Origin of the sequence: [Phormidium] sp. LEGE 05292, assembly GCF_015207735.1 — a bacterium.
Taxonomy (GTDB): Bacteria; Cyanobacteriota; Cyanobacteriia; order Cyanobacteriales; family Aerosakkonemataceae; genus Floridanema.
Genome location: NZ_JADEWG010000055.1, coordinates 22,858 through 39,102 on the forward strand (window position 1 = coordinate 22,858; position 16,245 = coordinate 39,102).

13 protein-coding genes are annotated in these 16,245 nt (G+C 42.9%); 6 read left to right on the forward strand and 7 right to left on the reverse strand.

Annotated features, from left to right (window positions below):
- Window positions 1-60: 60 nt before the first annotated feature.
- Window positions 61-1,380 (reverse strand): glutamate-5-semialdehyde dehydrogenase, encoded by a 1,320-nt coding sequence (locus tag IQ264_RS16555; protein ID WP_193981898.1) that lies wholly within the window; start codon window positions 1,378-1,380, stop codon window positions 61-63.
- 72 nt (window positions 1,381-1,452) lie between these two features.
- Here IQ264_RS16555 and IQ264_RS16560 point away from each other — a divergent pair, with 72 nt between their 5' ends.
- Window positions 1,453-2,253: an ABC transporter permease gene (locus IQ264_RS16560; protein ID WP_322744713.1), complete on the forward strand. Its 801-nt coding sequence runs from the start codon at window positions 1,453-1,455 to the stop codon at window positions 2,251-2,253.
- Window positions 2,254-3,006, forward strand: coding sequence for an ABC transporter ATP-binding protein (locus tag IQ264_RS16565; protein WP_193981900.1), 753 nt, complete (start codon window positions 2,254-2,256; stop codon window positions 3,004-3,006).
- Here the strand turns inward: IQ264_RS16565 and IQ264_RS16570 are convergent.
- The 6 genes from IQ264_RS16570 to IQ264_RS16595 all read right to left on the reverse strand — a co-directional run bounded on the left by IQ264_RS16570 (window position 2,998) and on the right by IQ264_RS16595 (window position 11,133).
- A complete protein-coding gene (locus IQ264_RS16570; RefSeq protein ID WP_193981901.1) occupies window positions 2,998-4,221 on the reverse strand; it encodes a M64 family metallopeptidase in 1,224 nt (407 codons plus the stop codon). The two genes, IQ264_RS16565 and IQ264_RS16570, sit on opposite strands and share 9 nt — an antisense overlap.
- 407 nt (window positions 4,222-4,628) lie before the next feature.
- Window positions 4,629-5,462 carry a nucleoside triphosphate pyrophosphohydrolase gene (mazG, locus tag IQ264_RS16575; RefSeq protein WP_193981902.1) on the reverse strand — a complete coding sequence of 278 codons (834 nt, stop codon included), beginning with the start codon at window positions 5,460-5,462 and terminating at the stop codon, window positions 4,629-4,631.
- A gap of 169 nt (window positions 5,463-5,631) precedes the next feature.
- Entirely contained in the window at window positions 5,632-6,216 is a 585-nt protein-coding gene (locus IQ264_RS16580) for a hypothetical protein (RefSeq protein ID WP_193981903.1), read from the reverse strand.
- Between the two features lie 78 nt (window positions 6,217-6,294).
- Window positions 6,295-7,539: a type II secretion system F family protein gene (locus IQ264_RS16585; RefSeq protein ID WP_193981904.1), complete on the reverse strand. Its 1,245-nt coding sequence runs from the start codon at window positions 7,537-7,539 to the stop codon at window positions 6,295-6,297.
- 219 nt (window positions 7,540-7,758) lie between these two features.
- Entirely contained in the window at window positions 7,759-8,868 is a 1,110-nt protein-coding gene (locus tag IQ264_RS16590; protein ID WP_193981911.1) for a type IV pilus twitching motility protein PilT, read from the reverse strand.
- Between the two features lie 267 nt (window positions 8,869-9,135).
- Window positions 9,136-11,133 carry a GspE/PulE family protein gene (locus IQ264_RS16595; protein WP_193981905.1) on the reverse strand — a complete coding sequence of 666 codons (1,998 nt, stop codon included), beginning with the start codon at window positions 11,131-11,133 and terminating at the stop codon, window positions 9,136-9,138.
- 541 nt (window positions 11,134-11,674) lie between these two features.
- Between IQ264_RS16595 and grpE the strand changes: the two genes are divergently transcribed.
- The 4 genes from grpE to IQ264_RS16615 all read left to right on the forward strand — a co-directional run bounded on the left by grpE (window position 11,675) and on the right by IQ264_RS16615 (window position 16,138).
- Entirely contained in the window at window positions 11,675-12,391 is a 717-nt protein-coding gene (gene grpE, locus IQ264_RS16600; protein ID WP_193981906.1) for a nucleotide exchange factor GrpE, read from the forward strand.
- A 124-nt stretch (window positions 12,392-12,515) separates the two neighbouring features.
- Window positions 12,516-14,477 carry a molecular chaperone DnaK gene (gene dnaK, locus IQ264_RS16605; RefSeq protein WP_193981907.1) on the forward strand — a complete coding sequence of 654 codons (1,962 nt, stop codon included), beginning with the start codon at window positions 12,516-12,518 and terminating at the stop codon, window positions 14,475-14,477.
- 246 nt (window positions 14,478-14,723) lie between these two features.
- On the forward strand, window positions 14,724-15,863 hold the full coding sequence (gene dnaJ / locus IQ264_RS16610; RefSeq protein ID WP_193981908.1) for a molecular chaperone DnaJ: 1,140 nt from the start codon (window positions 14,724-14,726) through the stop codon (window positions 15,861-15,863).
- Complete coding sequence (locus IQ264_RS16615; RefSeq protein ID WP_193981909.1) at window positions 15,860-16,138, forward strand: sulfurtransferase TusA family protein; 279 nt, start codon at window positions 15,860-15,862, stop codon at window positions 16,136-16,138. Before dnaJ ends, IQ264_RS16615 begins: the two co-directional genes overlap by 4 nt.
- Window positions 16,139-16,245 lie beyond the last annotated feature (107 nt).

Below are 16,245 nucleotides of genomic sequence, written 5' to 3' on the forward strand. Positions count from 1 at the left end.
CTTAAGTCAAAACTCTCTCACTCTCCAAACTCTCCCTAATTCAAAACTCAAAACTTCCTTTTATTCCAGGGGCAAATCTTGATGATGGAAAGGTTTAGCATCCTTACCACTATAACTTTCGACAATGTGACCATCTCCAGTTAATTGATATTTGTATGTTACCAATCCTTCTAAACCGACAGGCCCAAGCGGAGGCATTTTTTGGGTGCTAATTCCTACTTCTGCACCAAAGCCATAACGATAACCATCAGCGAAGCGAGTCGAACAATTATGATAAACTCCAGCAGCGTCAACTTGGGCAAGAAAAAGTTTGGCAGCCTTGTCATCTTCAGTAACGATCGCATCAGTATGCCGAGAACCGTAAGTGTTAATATGAGCGATCGCATCCGCCACAGAATCCACAATCTTAATTGATAGAATCAAATCGCTATATTCCGTTGCCCAATCTGTCTCCGTTGCGGGTAACATTTCCACAAATTCCCTAGCGCGATCGTCCCCCCGCAACTCGACATTCCGTTCCCTTAAAGCCGCAGCAGCTAAAGGCAAAAAATCCGGCGCAATTGACTTATGAATTAACAAAGTTTCGATCGCATTACAAGCAGCCGGATATTGAGTTTTTGCATCAACAGCAATATCCACCGCCTTAGTAACTTCCGCCCCTGCATCTACATATAAATGACAAATTCCGTCAGCGTGTCCTAAAACAGGAATTCGCGTATTTTCCTGCACAAACCGCACAAAACTATTAGAACCTCTGGGAATAATTAAATCTACATATTCATCCAACTTTAATAATGTAGAAATTTCCTCTCTAGTCGTGAGCAACTGTACCACATTTGGTGAAACATCGCTGTTAGCTAAACCTAAACGAATCGCTTTTACCAAAGCATCACAAGAACGAACAGCTTCCTTCCCACCTTTGAGAATAACCCCATTCCCTGACTTAATTGCCAAACTAGTAATTTGCATCACAGCATCAGGACGGGCTTCAAAAATTACCCCCAAAACGCCCAAAGGACAGCTAACTCGCTTTAAAATTAATCCCCGATCCAACTGGCGATGAATTTCCAACTTTCCGACAGGATCGGGTAAACGTCCCACATCGCGGACTCCGGCGATCGCACCAATGAGCTTAGTCTCATCTAACTTTAACCGCGCATAAAGCGATTTCGAGATCCCTTCCGCCTCAGCTGCTTGACAATCGGCACTATTGGCAGTCAAAATTTCAGGAATCATCGATTCTAACGCTTGGGCGATCGCTTCAACAGCATCATTCCTAGCAGCAGCAGAAAGCATCGCCAACTCTCTTGCTGCTTGGCGGGTAAGTTGGGCAATCTCAATTAACGAACTCGAAGCTATTTGGGAAACAGTCATGGACATTTCTCGATTTGCAGCGCATAATCCAAGCTTAGTACAAGAATGGTCTTTAAGAGACAGGGTGAAGTGGTGCGAGTGAGTCAAACATCAATTTTCCAGAACGCTAACCTAGTCCGCTATCTGGAATTGTTACAAGTATTGGTAAGCCGAAATCTTAAAGTCCGTTATCGCGGTTCGTTTTTAGGCATATATTGGTCACTGTTAAACCCCTTACTAATGACCGCCGCTTATACCACACTTTTTGGTATGGCATTTTTACGATATTACGACAATTCCCTTGTCAAATATATGTTAGAAGTGTTTGTGGGTTTAGTGGTAATTAACTTTTTTTCCGCTTCCACTAGCCAAGCATTAACTAGTGTGGTATGTAACGGGGGATTGTTGAATAAAATTCGCTTGCCAGTCAATGTTTTTCCTTTATCAATGATTGCAGCGAATGTCTTTCAGTTTGTCTGCGGTTCCTTGCCGTTTTTAGTAATTGCCGCATTAGTAACTTCCGAAAGTTTAATTAATGTGTTAGCTTTGATCGTGCCATTATTATCCTTAGTTTGCTTTTGTGCAGGAGTAGGATTGATCGTCAGTGCGCTATTTGTTTTCTTTCGGGATTTGCCCTACTTCTACGAATTAGTAGTCACCTTAATTTGGTTTAGCTCTCCGATATTTTATCCAATAGATATTGTTCCGGCAAATATTCGACCCTTTTTAGCCCTCAACCCCCTCATTTCGATTATTGGCAGCATTCGTCAGATTGCCTTGTCAGGAGAGTTACCAGACATCAGCTTAATTGGCACTTCTTTATTGACTAGTTGTGTTGTTTTAGCTGTAGGATGTAAATTGTTTTATAATTGGCGATCGCAATTTATGGATTTATTATAAATGCAAGCAATCTGCTTAGAACAAGTGTCTTTATGGCGCAGAACCCAAGAAGAGTTCTCTTACGATTTGAAGAAAACAATTCTGTCTATTCTGGAAGGAAAATATCATAAACCCATCAAAAAATTAGTCTTAGATCGGGTTGATTTAACGATCGCAGCAGGCGAAAAAGTAGGCATCATCGGAGTTAATGGTTCTGGAAAATCAACCCTGCTCAAGGTGATTTGTGGAATTTTCCAACCTACTAAAGGTCAGGTAAAAGTTTGGGGAAAAATTGCGCCGATGATTGAATTAGAGGCTGGTTTTGACCCAGAGTTAACTATATGGGATAATATCATTTTGTATGGGGTAATGCTAGGTTTTTCCCAAAAGGAAATGCAGCAAAGAATCAATTCGATTTTAGCTTTTGCTGAATTAGAAGAATATGTTTCAATTCCCTTAAAAGCTTTATCATCTGGGATGGTAGCGCGGTTGGGTTTTGCGATCGCCACTGATGTCGAACCAGACATTTTAATTTTAGATGAAGTGTTGGCTGTCGGCGACGAAAGATTTAAAAACAAATGCAAACAGAGGTTGAAAAACTTCTGGGATGCTAATGCTACAGTTTTATTAGTATCCCATGACTTGAATTTAGTTGAGCAATTTTGCGATCGAGTAATTTGGTTAGATCGAGGTAAAATTAAATATATTGGTTCAGCCTATGAAGCAATAGATTACTATCGGGATATGGTCAATCTGACAGTAAGTTTAAGATAAATCTTGGCTTTTCCTAGCACAACTAACCAAAACGAAAATACTCAGATTCAACAACCCTAACAAAGTTCCAGGTTCGGGAACTCGTTCGGGAATAGAAACCTGTACATTCCATGTAATAGTTTGTTCTAAAAAATCGCGATTAACTCTTACCCAATCAGTAGGATCGAATGCTTTAGCAGTCACCTTGTAAACCCCAGCATCAAAACCATAATTTGCCAAATCAAACCACTGATTTTCAGCACCAGCCACTAAAACATCATTCACATACCAATTAACATTAATCACACTCGGATCTATTGACTTTACCCAAAGTTTCTCTGGGTTAAATAAAGTAGTTGTATTATCTAACCAACTGTCCAAAGGATCTACTAAACCATAAATATCCAGAATAATCTTTTCTCGACTTACCGCATCAAAAGGTTGACCCAAACTCCGCATTTTAGAATTCACAGAAGGTCGAAATAAACCTTGTTGATAATAACCAGCACCCTGATAAGCACCAATAACTCCAATACCCGGTTGATCGTAACCTAGCCACTGCGACCACTTATTGCCTGTAGCAGATTTAGTAATATTAACTGCCGCTGGTTCTGCACCTGTGTAAATTCCCAAATAGCTATAATCATATTCATCAGCTAACCCGTTAAAGCTGTGTCCTAACTCATGGAGTGCGATTTCTGTAGCATTCTTATTACCACCTGCATAGACAGAAAAATTTCCGCCACCACCTCCATATAGAGTATCATTGACAGTCACTAACCGAATTTCTGCTAATGAAGGATCGGGTAAGTTATCTACTAAAGCTTGCTTAGCTTTTGCTTCATTAATATAAAGCAAACGCTCCGTTACTCCGTCAAAATAGTAACTGGCATCCAATGCAGTATTGCGAAAAATGCCTTTTGGAGGAATATCTGCTCCCCTTTCCTGAGAAATAATATCTAAACGGTGAACATTGAAAAAGTTTTTATATCTGGGATAGGGGTTTTCATTTCCAGAAAACATCCAATTGAGCATTGAATTAATATCGCTGTTGTAGGTAGTATTAATATCTGCTGCTGTATACCCATCCCCCAAAAAAACTATATCAACTCGGTTACTTGATGGCCCATTATCCCACAGCTTTAAGTAAGCGCCTTGAGCAACTGTTGGGACTCCCAACACCATACCAATAGTAGCAGCTGATAATCTCAGGTATTTTGATACAAGATATAACATAAATCCTCCGCAAATCTAATGCTACTATTCAACAGTAAACTTATACCATTTCTCTCTAATAATGCGCTGAATATTTCCAGCACAATCTACTATGCCTAACAATGATTTCACAGCAAATAATTACAATATATTAAGCGTATTTTCACCGAAAATTAATATTAGCTATCACGAAAGTATTCAGTTTATTAGACTTCTGGCAAAAGTCAGAAATCTTGGTTTTTTTTACCACAGATATCCACAGATGAATAGAGAGATTGTCTATTTTTGTAAAATGTTTATTATTTATATCCAATTAAGTTATATGAAATCTCAAAAATAATGCTACACATCTCTCTGCCCATCTCCCCATCTCCCCATCTCCCCACTTTTATATACGTTATCTGTAGCAAATATTTCATGATTTCATATTATGCTTCAGTGCGATCGCCATTTTTTTGTGCCGCCAACTTAGCTTTTGCTTGTTGCCAAAGTTGTTCCAACTCTTCTAGAGAATAATCCGAAAGCGGGCGGTCTGTCGCTGCCTCCATTTTGACAATTCTTTGAATAAAACGTTGATTTGTTCCCTGCAAAGCTAACGCAGGATCTAAATCATACCACCGCGCCAAATTAATAATTACAAATAACAAATCGCCTAATTCTTCTTGTTGGCGTTCCTTATTTTCATGTTGAATAGAGTATCTAAATTCTGTCAATTCTTCATTAAATTTTTCCCAAACGTCCTCAATTTTTTCCCATTCAAAACCCACATCTGCCGCTTTTTGGGAAATCTTCATTCCGGCAGTCAATGGTGGCAAAGTACGAGCGTAACGGCTAATTTTTGCACTAAGTAACTGTTGCTTATCTGGAGTTTCTCCCTTTTCTGTCGCTTTAATTTGTTCCCAGTTTTGCCGCACTTCCTCAACACTTTCTACAGCCACATCACCAAAAACATGAGGATGTCTGCGAATTAACTTTTCGGTAATTCCTTCGGTGACTTCTTTAATGGTAAACTGATCGGATTCACTAGCAATTTGTGCTTGTAAAACTACTTGTAAAAGTAAATCTCCTAACTCTTCGGCGATCGCACTCTCCTCTCCACATCTAATCGCATCTACAACTTCATAAGCTTCTTCAATTACATAAGGAATTAAAGATTCGGGAGTTTGAGCTAAATCCCAAGGACAACCACCATTAGGCGATCGTAATTTCGCCACCACATCAATCAACTTTTGCCATGCTACCAAAGCCGAATCCTGCGTCATTATACCCCGCTCCCAAATACAAACAATTAAGGACTTACGCAGTATAACCCAACCAACTCATCTGAAAGCGTAAGTCCTCGTATTAGCTATATCAGCTGTTCCACATTTAAATTTAAATTGCTTGGAAACAGAAAAAATTACTCTAATCCTCTCCCCTACTTCCCTGCTCTTAAGTCGCCGGAGCTTCTGGAGACAAAGCAGGCGGAATTTCATCTTGAATGACAGTCAAACTTTGCGTCACAAATGGTAAATAAGCACCCTTCAAACCCAACTTAACGCGCTCTGGAGTTTGCTCATAAATCACAAACAGTGGATGTACTTTATCACCCCCTTCACTCAAAATATGTTTGTATCGGGAAGGCATCACCCACTCGTAACCATTATCCAAATAAACTTGAGTTTGTCGCCATCGATTTAGTAGTTCCGAAAACTCTTCATCAGGACGATGGATAAACACTAAAATTTCTGCACCCGTTTTAATTTTCCATTCCGGGTCGCACATCAAAACTGCTATATCACAGGGTAAACAAGTTGCTTGTCGTCCTGGTTTTACTACTCCACTATGTTTTGTCGGTGCGTTATTTTGACTTAAACGCACGATCGGCAATGGGATAGCGATCAAACTTTCTTGTGGTCGGCGCAGACTAGGAATTAGCTCAAAATAGGGTCGATGTTGCTTCAGTAGCTCTATCGCCCCTATTTGGCTACTATACTCTGCGAGTAACTCTTCGTAATGGAATTGCTGTATCGACATTTTCCTACTTGGAACTGCGATGGTTTGCCAAATTCTTCTCTGATTTTAGATAGCTTAAACAAAAGCCATCTCTATCGATTAGCCTAACTTATCGAACACTGCAAACATTGGCAGATACATCGACAACAAAATCGAACCTACAATACAAGCAATCCCCACCATCATCAGTGGTTCTAGGATACTTGTCAGAGCTTTCACAGCTTGCTCGACTTCATCTTCATAGAAATCGGCAACTTTCATCAACATTTTGTCAATTTCCCCAGTTTCTTCCCCAATACTGATCATTTGAATTGCCAGAATTGGGAAAACTTTTTCTCGCTGCAAAGCAAGGCTAATCATCCCCCCACCTTGAATTTCTTTTCTCGCCGCTTCGATCGCATTAGAAATTACCACATTACCCGCCGTATCCCGCACAATTTCCAAAGAAGTCAAAATCGGTACACCAGAACGAGTCAAAGTCCCAAAAGTGCGGCAAAAACGCGCCACAGCAGTTTTTTCCGTCAAATCACCAAAAACAGGAGCTTTCAGGAAAAACTTGTCAATTTGTAAGCGACCAACCGGAGTTTTGTAATATTGCTTATAGGCAAAAGTTGTCCCAATTATCGTAGCAATCACCAACAATATCCAGTAATTAGTTTTTGGTGCAGGAAGAAAAGGTCCCCGCAAAATTTCACTAATCCCCATCATTATTTGGGTAAATAATGGCAATTCCGTTCCCAAATCCTCAAAAATTTTCGCAAAAATTGGTAACAGAAATGTCGTCATCCCAATAAAGATTAGCACCGCCAAACTTCCCACCGCTACCGGATAAGACATCGCTGACTTAATTTGGTTTTGTAGTCTCGCCGCATCTTCTAATAACTTCGCAATCCGGTTTAAAACTTCATCGAGTACCCCACCAACCTCCCCAGCTTCTACCATTGCCACATAGAGGTTATCAAAGCAGTCAGGATGTTTTCGCAGTGCATCTGCCAAACTAATCCCCTCATTCACATCCGCACTAATTCCGACTAAAGCTCTTTTCAATTTGGGATTAGTGCATTGTTCAGTTAATACCCCCAAAGCTCTCACCAAAGCCACCCCAGCATTTACCATTGCGGCAAATTGGCGAGAGAAAATCGCTTTATCCTTGACAGTGATTTTCGCCATTGCGGCTTTAAAATCAAACTCTTTCAAGTTAAAGCTTTTTGCTTCCTTGAGGTCTTGAATTGTCATTCCCTTATCTCTCAGAAGGGCACGGGCATCCCTGATAGATTCGGCAACTACTTTTTCTTTTTTGGTAACTCCTTGAGAGTCTCTAACTTGGGCTAAGAAAGTAGGCATAGTTAACACCAAACTTTTTGTTTAATTTATTTTCTTTATTAGGTAGTTGGTAATTGGTAATTGGTAGTGGGTCTTAATAACTTGTAGACACTCTAGATGGTTAAATTCTTAGTAGGCAGTTAGCAAAATTCATCACTTAAAACTTTTTACCTACTACCTACTACCCACTACTACCCACTACCTACGACCGAATACCTAATACCGCTATCCTAACTTAACTTAATGGGCGGCTCCTCCGACTTTCACTCCAGCTGGTGTCGGCCCAATTAACCTTTGTAATTCATCAGGTTTAGAAGATTTACTCATCGCAGCTTCGTAAGAAATAGAACCAGCTTTGTAATGGTTAGCTAAGGACATTTCCATAGTTTGCATCCCTAATTTACCTCCGGTTTGAATCGCCGAGTAAATTTGGGAAGTTTTGCCCTCCCGAATCAGGTTAGAAATAGCAGGTGTAATTACCATAATCTCTTGAGCCATTACTCGACCATATTCCCCAGGTTTAACATTGTGTTTTGGTACCAAGTTTTGGCTGAATACAGCTACCAAAGAGTTAGAAAGCATTGCCCGAATTTGGGGCTGTTGAATTGGTGGGAATACGTCCAACATCCGGTCAATCGTCTGAGCAGCTGAGTTCGTGTGCAAAGTACCAAATACCAAGTGACCTGTTTCTGCTGCGGAAATCGCCAAGCCGATCGTTTCTAAGTCCCGCATTTCACCCACCAGGATTACATCTGGGTCTTCCCGTAATGCTGCTTTCAAGGCATTAGCAAAACTCTTGGTATCTTCACCTTTTTGGCGTTGGTGAACCAAGCTTTTAATGTTGGGAAATACATATTCGATCGGATCTTCCACCGTCAGAATATGTTCCGATCGCGTGCGGTTGATCAAATCAATCATCGCCGCCATCGTCGTCGTCTTTCCTGACCCCGTTTGTCCAGTCACCAGCACCATACCTCTCGGTCTTTCGGTGGCTTCCCGCACCACATCCGGCAACCCCAATTTATCGAAATTCGGAATCTTAGAAGACAAAGCTCGCAAACAAGCGGCCCAAGCACCGCGTTCCCGATACACATTCACCCGGAACCGAGCTAACCCTTTCACCCCGTAAGCACAATCTAATTCCCAATTCTGCTCCAAATCCTTCCGTTGCGAGTTATTGAGCATACTAAAAATTAAGCGTTGACACTCTTCTGCCGTCATCGGCTCCTCGCCCACAGGCCCCAATTTACCACTGACCCGGAAATAGACAGGCGCACCAGCTTGGATGTGCATATCCGAGCCACCCATCTCAATTAATTGTTCCATTAGGTCTTCAATCATCATTTCCATCGGCATAACACTGTCTCCGTTAGCAGTAGATTTATTGGTTAGTTGTTATTCTTAGTTTGCCCAAATAGTTTTGGTCATTTGTCATGCTCTCAGGTCTTTTTGGGAACAGAAACTTAGCTGTACCTCACAAGGCAAGAGAAACACTATCATTCACTGTTGACTAATCGACTACCAAATCAAGTCGGGAAAGGTTACGCAAAATATTTGTTTCCTGTTCCCTGTTCCTTGTTCCCTTCCTTCATCACAATGACCAATAACTTAATCATGCTATTCGCTAAACCTGAGTGTTAAGCAATAAGGACATTCAATCCACTCCTGTTGTAATCCAGCATCACAAACCCGACAGGTAAGAGCAGTTTTCCGTTTGGCTTTTAATTCTGCTTCTAACCCAGAATCAGTAAAGGTAACGCGCTCTACTTCGTCGAGGGTAGTCCGACCTTCGCGCACCAATTGTAAACTGTATGCCAACAATGTAACCATGCCTTCTTCTACAGCCGCTTCTTTAATGCGTTCTGTGGGTGCGCCTTGACTAATTAAAAGTTGCAGATTTTCTGTCACTTTCAGGACTTCGTAAACCCCAACCCGACCTTTATAGCCAACTCCTTTACAAGTTTTGCAGAGGTTTTTATCATTGGGTCTTTCTGCTGGTGGGATGGTATTCGCCTTGTAAATTAACAGGTCTACATCGCCGGAAGCAGTTAAACCAAACCGGGCTAATTCTTCTGGTGAGGGTGTGTAGGGAATGCGACAATCAGGACAAACACGCCGCATCAAACGTTGTGCCAAGACACCGAGTAAAGCACCCGACACCATGAATGGTTCTACACCCATTTCATCTAAACGAGCGATCGCACCTGCCGCATCATTCGTGTGTAAAGTGGTTAATACTAAGTGACCTGTTAGAGCCGATTCGATCGCAGTTTTCGCCGTTTCCTTGTCCCGCGTTTCACCCACCAGAATCACATCTGGATCTTGTCGTAAGAACGCCCTTAACGCCGTCGCAAAATCTAAGCCTTTTTCCCGAATCACCTGTACCTGAGTGATTCCTGGCAAAGTGTATTCGATCGGGTCTTCTACTGTACTAATATTTACTCCCGGATCGTTCCGTTCTGCCAACACCGAGTATAAACTCGTTGACTTACCAGAACCCGTAGGCCCCGTTACCAGAATCAACCCAAACGGACGACTAGCCATCTCTCGGACTAACGCCAATGTATCTGGATTAGTAATTAACTTATCCAATCCCAACTGAGTTGACGAGTTATCCAAAATCCGCAGTACCACCTTTTCCCCATAACGGCTAGGCAAAGTACTCACCCGGAAATCGATCTTCCGTCCATTAAACATCCGACGAATCCGACCATCTTGTGCTTGTCGTCGTTCCGCAATATCCAAATCAGAAATTACTTTAAACCGAGCCGTCACCGCCGGAATAATTTGCTTCGGTAAAGGATCAAATGCCTGTTGCAACACCCCATCCTTACGGAAGCGAATCCGTAAAGTCTCCTCTTGCGGCTCAACGTGAATATCCGAAGCACCTTCCTGCAAAGCCTTAATCAAAATCTTGTTCACCAAGTTAATAATCGGCGCGGAAGACTCCTCACCTTCTTTACCAAGGTCTTCGCCTTCTGCGGGTGCATCTTCCAAACCTTCTATATTCAGATCGTCTAATAAGCCGCTGACATCAGTTTGCTTTTCCCGTTCCCGTTTCTCTAATCTTTCCGCTTCTTCATCTAAATATTTAGTAATCAGGTGTTCATAGTCTTCTCTGGTAATCACCATCCGTTGCAATGCCAAACCTTGAGGCCGTAAAATCCGGTTCAAGTCATCTAAGGCTTCTAGGTCATCAGGATTGACCATCGCAATTAGAACACTAGGCGGCTGAGTATCATGTTTAGATAAGGGTACTAAACGATAACGACGACAGATATCAATGGGAATTAAAGAGTCAATCAACTCCCCTAGCTGATTAACTGGAACCTCGGTAATTTCGGGATCGAGAGATTCCACACCAAAAAGAATCTTTAATTCAAACAGCTGCTGTTTCTTGTACTGACGTAACAAGTCTGGGGGCAACTGTCTTCCTGTAAGTGACTCTAGAATCTCTGTTAACGGTCTTCCTGATGAGCGACTTTCGACCATCGCTTGTTTCATCTGCTCTGGATTAACATAGCCCGCTTGAATTAACTTATTGCCAAAGGGCGAAAAGTTTTGGACTATCAGGCTGGTTGAGGTGCGTTTTGGTAATGATGAAGAGTTAGTCATAGCTGATGCAGAAGTTCTCCTTATAGAGTATTCCCAAAAGTTTCTGCCAAATTTTCACCAGACTGCGATCTCGCATACTGTATTTTCCGTTCAGGAGACTCCCGAAATGAAAATTTGCCGCTTCAGGAAGCTACACTTTTTCCTGGGAATACAGTACAAGTTTCCAGTCTGAAATTAAGCTAAACTGACAAATTTACCCATTTAACCGGGATTCGCTGTCAGCAGTACGATTTTTCATAGATGAGTCAGTTAAGGAAGAGTATTTTTCCTCTACCTTTCCAAGATGATAGCCTTAACCAACCCTTTAAGTAGAGGCTGGTAACAGATTTTAGGAAAGTATTACCTTGTTCCGAAAGAGCAAAGTAGAATAATTAACAGGGTTGACTAGTTCAAGAAATTAGACACAAGCTCGATAATGGACAAGAAATAGTGAGCTTTATTACTGTTTTTTTTGTAAAGTTAAGGGGGAGCTAGCACAAAATCTATTTTTAGAGCATTTAGTTTGCTGTAGCTAGCAGTCTCTTAACTGGGTGAGTGGACGATGATAGAAGAATCTAAACAGACAGAACAAACGGAAAATATAATCGCTAACGTAGCTGAGGAGAACAACAATTCAGCCCAGATGTCAGCCCATCTGGAAACAGAACTAAACTCGGAAGTAGCTGCGACCGATGCTACTGTGGATCAAGAAACCTCGTCAGCAGGAGATGCCGCTGAATGGGAAGAAATGGAAGCGGAAATCTCTGCCTTGGAACAGCAAGTAGCTGGATTAAAAGCACAACTGGAAGAACGTACCAGCCAATATATGCGAATTGCGGCGGATTTTGATAATTTCCGCAAGCGCAGCCAAAAAGAAAAGGAAGAGTTAGACCAGCAGGTAAAGTGTAATACTCTGGGGGCACTCTTACCAGTAGTGGATAATTTTGAGCGGGCACAAGCCCAAATTAAACCCCAAACTGACGCAGAAAAAAATATTCACAAAAGCTATCAAAGCATTTACAAGCAAATGGTAACGGCTCTGAAAAGTTTGGGGGTATCTCCGATGCGTCCAAAGGGGCAAGAATTTAACCCGAATTTACATGAGGCGGCGATTCAGGAACCAACTAATGAGTATCCAGAGGGAACAGTGATTGATGAACTGATTCCTGGGTATTTTTTGGGAGATAGAGTCCTGCGTCATGCAGTGGTGAAAGTTGCTGCTCCTGGGGAACACATGGTACCCTCAGAGGAAAGCCAGCCTGAGTCACCGGAAAGTTAAGGGGTGTTGGTGATTTTAGATTTGAGATTGTAAATGCAATTAAAAATCTTTAAAATTTCAATCTACCAAACCTAAGTTACAACAAGCCTGAACAAGAGCATCAAGCGAGAAACTGCCGCGATCTATGGGAAAAGTTATTGGTATCGACCTGGGCACTACGAATAGTTGCGTCGCCTTTCTAGAAGGCGGTCAACCGATCGTCATATCTAACTCTGAAGGAGGACGAACCACGCCTAGTATAGTGGGATTTGGCAAAGCTGACGAGCGGTTGGTCGGTCAACTAGCGAAACGGCAAGCGGTCATGAATGCCGAAAATACAATCTACAGTATTAAACGCTTCATTGGTCGTCGTTGGGATGATACGGAGATCGAGCGATCCCAAGTTCCTTATAACTGCATTAAAGGTAAAGACGATACGGTTGATGTGAAAGTCCGGGGGAAAGCTTACACTCCACAGGAAATTTCGGCGATGATTCTGCAAAAGTTGAAGCAGGATGCGGAAAATTTCTTGGGAGAACCCGTAGAACAAGCAGTGATTACGGTGCCTGCCTATTTTACAGATGCTCAAAGGCAGGCAACCAAAGATGCAGGAACGATCGCAGGGCTGGAAGTATTAAGAATTATTAACGAGCCGACCGCTGCTGCGCTTTCTTATGGTTTGGACAAACAAGATCAAGAGCAGTTAGTACTAGTATTTGACTTGGGTGGGGGTACTTTTGATGTCTCGATCCTGCAATTAGGTGATGGGGTGTTTGAAGTCAGAGCTACATCTGGGAATAACCATTTGGGTGGCGATGACTTCGACAACTGCATAGTGCAGTGGATGATTGAGAATTTCCAAGCAACTGAGGGAATAGACCTGAGTACAGATAAAATGGCGCTTCAACGGTTGCGGGAAGCGGCGGAAAAGGCGAAAATTGAACTTTCTAGCATGGTAACGACCTCGATTAATTTGCCGTTTATTACGGCAGATGAAACAGGGCCAAAACATTTGGAAATGTCGCTGACTAAGGCAAACTTTGAAGAGTTGGTGAGTCATTTGGTGGAAAGCACCATTGACCCAATGAAGCAAGCTCTCAAAGATGCTGATTTGGTAGCAGGGGATATCGATCGCATTATTCTAGTAGGCGGTTCGACTCGCATTCCCGCAGTTCAAGAGGCACTTAAGCAGTTTTTTGGGGGCAAAACTCCCGATCGATCGGTCAACCCAGATGAAGCTGTAGCTTTGGGTGCAGCCATTCAAGGCGGCGTGTTAAGTGGGGAAGTGGAAGACCTGCTGCTGTTGGATGTTACACCTCTGTCCTTGGGAATTGAAACTTTAGGCGAGGTGTTTACCAAAATTATTGACCGGAATACCACAATTCCGACAAGCAAATCTCAAGTATTTTCTACCGCCACCGATGGACAAACATCAGTGGAAATTCACGTCTTGCAAGGGGAACGAGCAATGGCTCGTGATAACAAGAGTTTGGGTAAATTCTTGCTCACAGGGATTCCCCCAGCACCGCGAGGAGTACCGCAAATAGAAGTGTCTTTTGAGATAGACGTAAATGGCATTCTCAAAGTGGCAGCACAAGATAAAGGTACAGGTAGAGAGCAAAGCATTCGGATTACTAATACTGGTGGCTTGACGGCTGCTGAAGTGGAACGGATGCGGCAAGAAGCGGAAATGTTTGCTGAGGACGATCGGAAACGCAAACAGTTAATCGAAGTCAAAAATCAGGCTGATAGCTTGTTCTATAGCTATGAATCGACAATGAAAGATAATAGTCAATTCATTAGCGAAGAAATGCAAGCCTACGCGAAAGAAAGGGCGGCAGAATTAAGAGGAGCGATCGCCGATCCCTACATTTCTATAGAAGAAATGAAACAATTAGTAGATAGTTTCCAACAAATGCTCTTTGATATTGGTGCGGCGGTATATCAGCAAGCTAACCAAGGTCAAACTGATTTTGTGGATTCCTACTCCGCCTCCCAGCCGGAACCTGTAGATGAGATAGCAACTGTAGCTAGTGAGGACGAAGACTTCGATTTCAACTTTGAAGATGAAAACACGGTTAGTGCAGATTACGAAGCCGTAGACTAATAGTAGTTTTGAGTTTTGAATTTTGAGTTTTGAGTTAAATTCATCACTTAAAATTCATGTAGGGGCGGGTGAGAGTACAGAATCTTTGCTACTCACAAACGATATCTGGACTCTCACCCGCCCCTACAAAAACTTAAAACTATCCTGCCACTGATGAAGAGAGTTTTGAGTTTTGAGTTAAAATCATAACTTAAAATTCATAACTTAAAACTAATAACTTAAAACTTAAAACTGTACCAGTCCTCTATGGCCACCGATTACTATGAAACTCTAGGCGTTGCTCGCAACGCCGACCAAGAAGAAATCAAGCGAGCCTACCGCCGTCTGGCTCGTAAATACCACCCAGATGTGAACAAAGAAGCTGGGGCGGAAGACCGCTTTAAAGAAATTAACCGAGCTTATGAAGTGCTCTCCGAACCAGAAATGCGGGCGCGTTACGATCGCTTTGGTCACGCCGGAGTAGAAGGCGCAGCAGCACAAGGCTTTCAAGACTTAGGCGACATGGGCGGTTTTGCCGATATTTTTGAAAGTTTCTTCAGCGGGTTCGCGGGTCAAAGCGGCGTAGGAGGACCTCGCACTGGGCGCAGACCCACAGGCCCCGCTAGAGGTGATGACCTGCGATTAGATTTAAAATTAGACTTCCGCGAAGCTGTGTTTGGTGGTGAGAAGGAAATTCGCATTTCTCACCTAGAAACCTGTGAAACTTGCAGCGGTACAGGTGCTAAACCAGGGACTCGACCTCGGACTTGTGCTACCTGTACAGGTTCCGGTCAAGTGCGGCGAGTGACACGCACTCCTTTTGGCAGCTTTACTCAAGTTTCCGTCTGCCCTACCTGTAACGGTAGCGGTCAGGTGATTGAAGATAAGTGTGAAACCTGCGATGGTCGGGGTCAAAAGCAAATTACTAAAAAGCTGAAAATTACCATTCCGGCTGGCGTGGATGATGGTACTCGCCTGCGTGTTGCTTCTGAGGGCGATAGCGGTCAACGAGGTGGCCCTCCGGGTGACTTGTATGTATACTTGTTTGTCAACGAAGACGCAGAGTTTAAGCGGGAAGGAATTAATATCCTGTCGCACATTGAAATTAGTTACTTACAGGCAATTTTGGGAGGTCGGCTGGAAGTCAATACAGTGGATGGCCCACAGGAATTGACGATTCCCCCCGGTACGCAGCCAAAGACAGTTCTAAAATTGGAAAATCGCGGTGTCCCGAAGTTAGGCAACCCAGTAAGTCGGGGAGATCACCTGATTACTGTGGATATTGAAATTCCTAACCGGATCACTCCTGAAGAACGTGAATTGTTGGAAAAGTTGGCTAAAATTAGGGGCGAACGCACTGGTAAAGGCGGTATAGAAGGATTCTTTGGAAATATTTTCCACAAATGAGTAACTCTGACTTCGGCGTGAGCGCTCAGTCGAACGCCCTATCTACCCCGGATGCCCAGCTAGACCTGCGAGGCACTCCCTGTCCGATAAATTTTGTCCGCACGAAACTGTGCTTGGAGAAAATGGCTCCCGGTTCTCTGCTGGAAGTATGGTTAGATCCCGGAGAACCGATCGAGCAGGTTCCTGATAGCCTGACAATGGAAGGTTATCGCATTGAACAAATTGAAGACCGGACTGGCTTTTTTGCCATTTTAGTCCGGCGACCTGCGAGTTGAGTGTGAATGTAGCAGATGACGATAACGCAGTTTCTCCTTTGTGGGGAACTGTGTTAGCTGTGCAGGCGAATTTTTATCGGGTGAAATTGGGAGATGGGGAGATGGGG

Excerpts from the sequence above, each read along its gene's own strand:
- mazG (WP_193981902.1), bottom strand. The coding sequence starts at position 5,462 with ATGACGCAGGATTCGGCTTTGGTAGCATGGCAAAAGTTGATTGATGTG.
- dnaK (WP_193981907.1), top strand. The coding sequence starts at position 12,516 with ATGGGAAAAGTTATTGGTATCGACCTGGGCACTACGAATAGTTGCGTC.
- grpE (WP_193981906.1), top strand. The coding sequence starts at position 11,675 with ATGATAGAAGAATCTAAACAGACAGAACAAACGGAAAATATAATCGCT.
- dnaJ (WP_193981908.1), top strand. The coding sequence starts at position 14,724 with ATGGCCACCGATTACTATGAAACTCTAGGCGTTGCTCGCAACGCCGAC.
- IQ264_RS16570 (WP_193981901.1), bottom strand. The coding sequence starts at position 4,221 with ATGTTATATCTTGTATCAAAATACCTGAGATTATCAGCTGCTACTATT.
- IQ264_RS16585 (WP_193981904.1), bottom strand. The coding sequence starts at position 7,539 with ATGCCTACTTTCTTAGCCCAAGTTAGAGACTCTCAAGGAGTTACCAAA.
- IQ264_RS16555 (WP_193981898.1), bottom strand. The coding sequence starts at position 1,380 with ATGTCCATGACTGTTTCCCAAATAGCTTCGAGTTCGTTAATTGAGATT.
- IQ264_RS16615 (WP_193981909.1), top strand. The coding sequence starts at position 15,860 with ATGAGTAACTCTGACTTCGGCGTGAGCGCTCAGTCGAACGCCCTATCT.
- IQ264_RS16595 (WP_193981905.1), bottom strand. The coding sequence starts at position 11,133 with ATGACTAACTCTTCATCATTACCAAAACGCACCTCAACCAGCCTGATA.
- IQ264_RS16580 (WP_193981903.1), bottom strand. The coding sequence starts at position 6,216 with ATGTCGATACAGCAATTCCATTACGAAGAGTTACTCGCAGAGTATAGT.
- IQ264_RS16590 (WP_193981911.1), bottom strand. The coding sequence starts at position 8,868 with ATGGAAATGATGATTGAAGACCTAATGGAACAATTAATTGAGATGGGT.
- IQ264_RS16565 (WP_193981900.1), top strand. The coding sequence starts at position 2,254 with ATGCAAGCAATCTGCTTAGAACAAGTGTCTTTATGGCGCAGAACCCAA.